Consider the following 6,423-nt stretch of genomic DNA (forward strand, 5'->3'; position numbering starts at 1 on the left):
TCAATGCCTCGCGCATGTTCTTGGTGACCGGCCCGGTGACCAAAAGCACGTCGGCATGGCGCGGCGACGCGACGAAGCGGAAGCCGAAGCGCTCGATGTCGTAGAAGGCGTTGTTGAGCGCGTGCATCTCGAGCTCGCAGCCATTGCAGGAACCGGCGTCGATCGCCCGGATCGACAGGCTCCGGCCCAGCCTCCTGAGGGCGGCGCCGTCGAGTGCGCGCGCCAATTCATCGACCGCCGCATCGCTCACTTGCGGCGGGCGCTCGGTCAGGGGCGGGCGGATCAGACTTTCAAAGAGGAGCTTGCGCATGACGGCATATCTATTGTTTGACCATGATCTTTTCCGAAAAACCGGCCTCCACTTTTCGGGATCGTGGTCTAGAGATCATGGCCGGAATAGGAGCAGTTGAACGATTTGTTGCAGAGCGGGAAGTCGGCGACGATGTTGCCCTCGATCGCCGCTTCCAGGAGCGGCCACTGGAACCATGAAGGGTCGCGCAGGTGGCAGCGCTCGATAAAGCCGCCCTCGCCGATGCGCAGCCAGGCCAGGATGTCGCCGCGAAAACCTTCGACCAGCGCCATGCCCTCGCGCGGCCCGTTTGCAACATTGTCCGCCGCGGCGATATCGGCGCGGATCGCGCCGGCCGGCAGCCGCCCCAGCATCTGCTCGACCAGCGACAGGCTCTGCTCGACCTCGCGGACGCGGATCCAGACGCGTGCGTTGACGTCGCCCTCCTGCAGCACCGGCACATCGAAGGTGAGTTCGTCATAGGGTGCGTAGACTGCGTTGCGCCGCGCATCGAAATCGCGGCCGGAGGCGCGCCCGACATAACCGCCGGCGGCATATTGCCTGGCAAGCTCGACCTTGAGCCGTCCGGTCGCCACCGTCCGGTCCTGCAGCGACGCGGTGTTGTCGTAGAGCTCGACCAGATGCGGAAAGCGCTGCCTGATCTCCGCGACCAGCGATCGGATGGCGCTCGTGCCCGCTTCGCCGAGATCGCCTGCTACGCCCCCGGGCACGACGCGGTCGCGCATCAGGCGATGGCCGAAGGCCGCATCGGCGGCGCGCAGCACGCGTTCGCGCAGCACGCCGCAATGCGCGTGCATCAGCGCGAAGGCGGCATCGTTGCAGATGGCGCCTATATCGCCGAGGTGATTGGCAAGGCGCTCCAGCTCGGCCATCAGCGCCCGCAGCCATATCGCGCGCGGCGGTGGCGTGACGCCGAGAGCCGCCTCCACGGCACGGGCAAAGGCGAGCGAATAAGCGACCGTGCTGTCGCCGGAAGTCCTGCCCGCGAGTCTTGCCGCGCGATCGACCGGCGCGCCGGTCATCAGGCCTTCGATGCCCTTGTGCACATAGCCCAGGCGCTCTTCCAGCCGCACCACCGTTTCGCCGCTTGCCGTGAATCGGAAATGTCCCGGCTCGATGATGCCGGCATGCACGGGTCCGACCGCGATCTGGTGGAGGCTGTCGCCCTCCGCCGCGAGGAACCGATAGGAGGACCCGGCCGCCGGCTTCCCGGGCTGCGCCGCCAGCGGATGGCTGATGCCCCATTGGCCATGATCGAGCCAGCGGCGGGTGTCGGGAAGCCCTTGCGGCGCCAGTCCGAAGAGATCGGCCGCGGCGCGCTCCAACCTCAGGGCCGGCGGATGGTACTGGCCGACCGACGGATAGCGGCCGCCGCGGCAGTCCAGACTGATTACGCCAATGTCCCGCGCTTCATCGAGGAGCGCCATGTGCACCCTGTCCGGTTCTCCCCACAGGCCGAGCAGGCTCCAGCGGCCGCCGGCGAGCTGCTCGACGGCAAGGTTCCAGACCTTCGGGGCCACCACGGCGCGTCTCCACGGGGCGTGATGCTCGGCCGGCCGGCCGGCCTCGATGAGATCTGTGAGTGCGGGCATGCTTTTACTCACCATGCGCCTTACCCCAGGATACCGGCGACATGCTGGAACCACGCGACCAGCGGCGCCGGCAGATAGATGCCGGCGGCAAACACCAGAGCGAGGTGCGAATACATCGGCACGTAGGACGCCTCGACCGGCGCCGTGCCGCCGCGCGGCTCGCCGAAGGCGAGGCCGGTCAGCCGCAAAAGCAGCGCGCCGAAGGCGATGAGCAGCCCGAACACCAGCGGGATCGCCAGCCAGGGATGCCTGGCGAAGGTCGAGCTGACGACCAGGAATTCGCTCATGAAGATGCCGAGCGGCGGCAGGCCGGCGATGGCGACGACGCCGATCACGAGCGCCCAGCCAAGTCCGGGGTGGCTTTCGGTCAGCCCCCTGATCTCGGAGATCTTCTGCGTGCCCTTGACCTGCGCGATATGGCCGACGGCGAAGAAGATCGCCGACTTGGTCAGGCTGTGCATGACCATGTGCAGCAGGCCGGCGAAGTTGGCGAGCGGGCCGCCCATGCCGAAGGCGAAGACGATGATGCCCATATGCTCGATCGAGGAATAGGCGAACAGCCGTTTGATGTCGCGGCGGCGGTAGAGCATGAAGGCCGCGAAGATCAGCGAGGTCAGCCCCATCGTGACCATCAGCGGCCCCGGGCCGATCGCCTCCGGGCTCGCGGCGAGCAAAAGCTTGAAGCGCAGCACGGCGTAGAGCGCGACGTTGAGCAGCAGGCCCGACAGCACCGCCGAGATCGGCGTCGGACCCTCGGCATGCGCATCGGGCAGCCAGGCATGCAGGGGGGCGAGCCCGACCTTGGTTCCATAGCCGAGCAGCAGGAAGATGAAGGCGACGCTGAGCAGGGCCGGGTCGAAATGCGCCGCCTTTTCGATCAGCACCGACCAGACCATGGCATTGGTGCCCTCGCCGACGACCGGTTGTGCGGCCATGTAGACGAGGATTGTGCCGAACAGGGCGAGCGCGATGCCGACGCTGCCGAGGATGAAATATTTCCAGGCCGCCTCGAGCGCCTCATGGGTGCGGTAGATGCCGACCATCAGCACGGTGGTCAGCGTGGCGAGCTCCACCGCGACCCACATCAGGCCGATATTGTTCGACACGAAGGCGAGGTTCATGCCGAACATCATGATCTGGTACATCGCGTGGTAGAACCGGAGGTTCGGCGCGGTCAGCCGGCCGGTTTCCAGCTCATGCCCGATATAGGACGCGCTGAACACGCTGGTGGTGAAGCCGACGAATGTGTTGAGCACGATGAAGACGATGTTGAGGTCGTCGATGATCAGATATTGCCCTGGCGCCGGCCGCTCGGTGATGAACAGCGACAGCGCCGCGAGCAAGGTCAGCAGGCTCGCCATGACGTTCACGACCGCGGTCATCTTGTAGTTCGGCAGCGCCGCGAGAATGGCCGCGGCGCCCGCGGGGATCAAAAGGATGGCGGCGACGGCATCGAAGGAAAACGCGGTCACTGGCGCTCTCCCCGGTAGTCGTCGAGCGCGCCGACATCGACCGAATCGAACCGCTCGCGGATGCGGAACAGAAAGACGCCGATGACGATGAAGGCGATCAGGATCGAGAAGGCGACGCTGATCTCGACCACCAGCGGCATGCCCTTGGCGCCGGTGGCGGCCAGCACCAGGCCGTTCTCCAGCGACATGAAGCCGACGACCTGGCTGACGGCGTTGCGCCTTGTGACCATCACCAAGAGCCCCAGCAATATGATCGACAGCGCGAAGGCGAGGTCCTCGCGGGCGAGCGGGTCGGCCTCGGGCGTCACCCTGAGCATCAGCACCATGGAGAGCGTCACCAGCCCAATGCCTGCAAGCATGGTCGGACCGATGCCGACGGCGGTTTCGATGTCGCGGTGGATGCCGAGCCGCTGGATGATGCGATGCAGCCCGACGGGGATGACGATCGCCTTGAACACCAGCGCTATTGCCGCCGTGATGTAGAGGTGGTGCGCGTCCTGGATATAGGCCTGCCAGGCCACCGAGAGCGCAAGCACGACCGCGTGCAGGGCAAAGACGTTGATCAGCGCGAACAGGCGGTCCTGGTAGAGCATCATGAAGGAGACCAGCACCAGGCTGCCGGCAAGCAGGTGAGCGATGTCGAAGGTGAGACCGTTCATCACAGGCTCCGCGAGACGAACAGCAAGAGCGTGCCGAGCAGCGCCAGCATCAGCGCCGCGCCCAGGAAGTCCGGCACGCGGAAGACGCGCATCTTGGCGACCGCCGTCTCGAACACGGCAAGCAGGATGGCAAGCACCGCAAGCTTGGCGAGATAGGCGGCGGCGCCGATCGCCAACGCCTTTGGCCCCGCCCCGACGCTCGCCAGCCCCCATGGAAGGAAGACGCAGGAGATCAGCGACACGTAGAGCACGAGCTTGAGGAAGGTGGCGAGCTCGATCATCGCCAGATGGCGGCCGGAATACTCCAGGATCATCGCCTCATGGACCATGGTGAGCTCCAGATGCGTGGCCGGATTGTCGACCGGTATGCGCGCGTTCTCGGCGATCGCCACCATCACCAGGGCGATCAGCGACATGCCGAGCGACACCCGCAATCCGACTTCGGGCGAACCCATGAAGGCGGCGACCGTCGAAAGCTGCGTGGCGCCGGCGACGAGCGCCAGGCTGAACACGATGAGCAGCATCGCCGGTTCGGCCAGCGAAGCGATCATCACCTCGCGGCTGGCGCCGATGCCGCCGAAGCTGGTGCCGACGTCCATTCCGGCCAGCGCCTGGAAGAAGCGCGCGCTGCCGAGCAGCGCCACGATGACGATGAGATCGGCTGTCCAGCTGAACTCGAGGCCGGCGGCGAATGTCGGAACGAGCGCCGCCGCGACCCAGGTGGCGGCAAAGATCAGGTAGGGCGTGACGCGGAACAGCCAGGATGCGTTGTCGGCCAGCACGACCTCCTTGCGCATCAGCCTGATGAGATCGCGATAGGGCTGAATCAGCGGGGGGCCTTGCCTGCGCAGCAGCCTTGCCTTCACCTTGCGCACGAAGCCGATCAGCAGCGGCGCCAGCAAAAGCACCAGCAGCATCTGCGCGCCCTGCACGGCCAACTGGAAAATCATGGCCATAGCGCAAGCACCAGAAGCAGGATGACGAGGTAGAGGAAAACCAGCGTCAGATAGCGGCGGATCGTCAGGAACTGCAGGTAGTTCAGCCGCTCGGTGGCGAAATCGATCGCGCCGGCGATCGGCTGGTAGAACGTCTCCCAGGCCACATCGTGAATGTCCACCTTGATGCGTGCCGGGTCGAGCGTGCCCGGCGCCGGCATTTCCACCGTCTCGCGGGCGCGGAACGCGAATCCGCCGAATACCCGGCGGATGGGCTGCGCGAAGCTGACGGCCGTATATTGCGCGGCGGGCGCCGCGTCGTCGAAGCCGCAACCCCATGCCAGGCCCCGGCGCAGCGCGTGCGAGGCGAAGCGGTGGATGAAGAAGGCCGCGAGCGACGCCGAGATCGTGATGAAGACGAACACCAGCAGGCCGTTGTAGGAGCTTCGGCTCTCGGCGATCGGCACGATCGACAGCCAGGGCTGCGCCGACTGCACCGGCATGCGGTCGCCGATGAGCGGAAGCGTCACCGTCGACAGGCCGTCGATGACAAAGCCGGGCACGACGCCGGCGAGCAGGCAGAGGACGGCAAGCACGACCATCGCCGCCAGCGAGAAGCGGTCGACCTCATGCGCCTGTTCCACCACCGCCGATCGCGCCCGGCCGAGGAAAGTGATGCCGAATGCCTTGACGAAGCAAGCCGCGGCCAGCGCCGCGGCCAGCGCCAGCATGCCGCCGACGGCGGGCACGATCACCTTCAGCCCCCATTGCGGCAGCTCGGGGCTCTGCAATATGGCCTGGAAGGCCAGCCATTCCGAGGCGAAGCCGTTGAACGGCGGCAGCGCCGAGATCGAGACGCAGCCGACGAGGAAGACGAAGCTGGTCACCGGCAGACGGTGGATGAGGCCGCCCAGTCTCTCCATGTCGCGTTCGCCGGTCGCCGAGAGCACGGCGCCGGCGCCGAAAAACAGCAGGCTCTTGAAGAAGGAATGGTTCAGCACGTGGAACAGTGCCGCGGTGAAGGCCAGCGCCGCCGCCGACGGCATGGCATTCGCCTTGAAGGCAAGCGCAAGGCCGAGGCTGGCGAAGATGACGCCGATGTTCTCGATGGTCGAGTAGGCGAGCAGCCGCTTGAGGTCCTTTTCCATCAGCGCATGAAGGATGCCCAGAACCGCCGTAACGCCGCCGATGAGAAGCACTGGGACGCCCGACCACCACGCCGGCGCGCCCAACAGGTCGAACACCACGCGGACGAAGCCGTAGATGGCGACCTTGGTCATGATGCCGCTCATCAGCGCCGAGACGTGGCTCGGCGCCGCCGGATGGGCAAGCGGCAGCCAGGCGTGCAGGGGCACGAGGCCGGCCTTGGAGCCGGCGCCGAGCAGCATGAGGGCGAGCACCGCGCCGGCGGCGAGCGGGCCGGGTTGCGCCGTGCGCATGGCGTCGAACGCATAG

At 66.5% G+C, this 6,423-nt stretch carries 5 protein-coding genes and 1 pseudogene; all 6 read right to left on the reverse strand.

Annotated elements, in window-relative coordinates:
* Positions 1-310 (reverse strand): annotated as a pseudogene (locus tag EOA29_RS21340) (hydrogenase); the annotation flags it as partial.
* Between the two features lie 68 nt (positions 311-378).
* Positions 379-1,902: an NADH-quinone oxidoreductase subunit C gene (locus tag EOA29_RS21345; protein ID WP_126090894.1), complete on the reverse strand. Its 1,524-nt coding sequence runs from the start codon at positions 1,900-1,902 to the stop codon at positions 379-381.
* Between the two features lie 20 nt (positions 1,903-1,922).
* Entirely contained in the window at positions 1,923-3,374 is a 1,452-nt protein-coding gene (locus EOA29_RS21350; protein ID WP_126090893.1) for a hydrogenase 4 subunit F, read from the reverse strand.
* Positions 3,371-4,033 carry a hydrogenase-4 component E gene (locus tag EOA29_RS21355; RefSeq protein ID WP_126090892.1) on the reverse strand — a complete coding sequence of 221 codons (663 nt, stop codon included), beginning with the start codon at positions 4,031-4,033 and terminating at the stop codon, positions 3,371-3,373. Before EOA29_RS21355 ends, EOA29_RS21350 begins: the two co-directional genes overlap by 4 nt.
* Entirely contained in the window at positions 4,033-4,989 is a 957-nt protein-coding gene (locus EOA29_RS21360) for an NADH-quinone oxidoreductase subunit H (RefSeq protein ID WP_126090891.1), read from the reverse strand. Before EOA29_RS21360 ends, EOA29_RS21355 begins: the two co-directional genes overlap by 1 nt.
* A partial coding sequence (hyfB, locus tag EOA29_RS21365) for a hydrogenase 4 subunit B (RefSeq protein WP_127221438.1) occupies positions 4,980-6,423 on the reverse strand: 1,444 nt, incomplete at its 5' end. The genes EOA29_RS21360 and hyfB, both read right to left, overlap by 10 nt.

The sequence above is a fragment of the Mesorhizobium sp. M1E.F.Ca.ET.063.01.1.1 genome, from assembly GCF_003998155.1.
Lineage (GTDB): Bacteria > Pseudomonadota > Alphaproteobacteria > Rhizobiales > Rhizobiaceae > Mesorhizobium.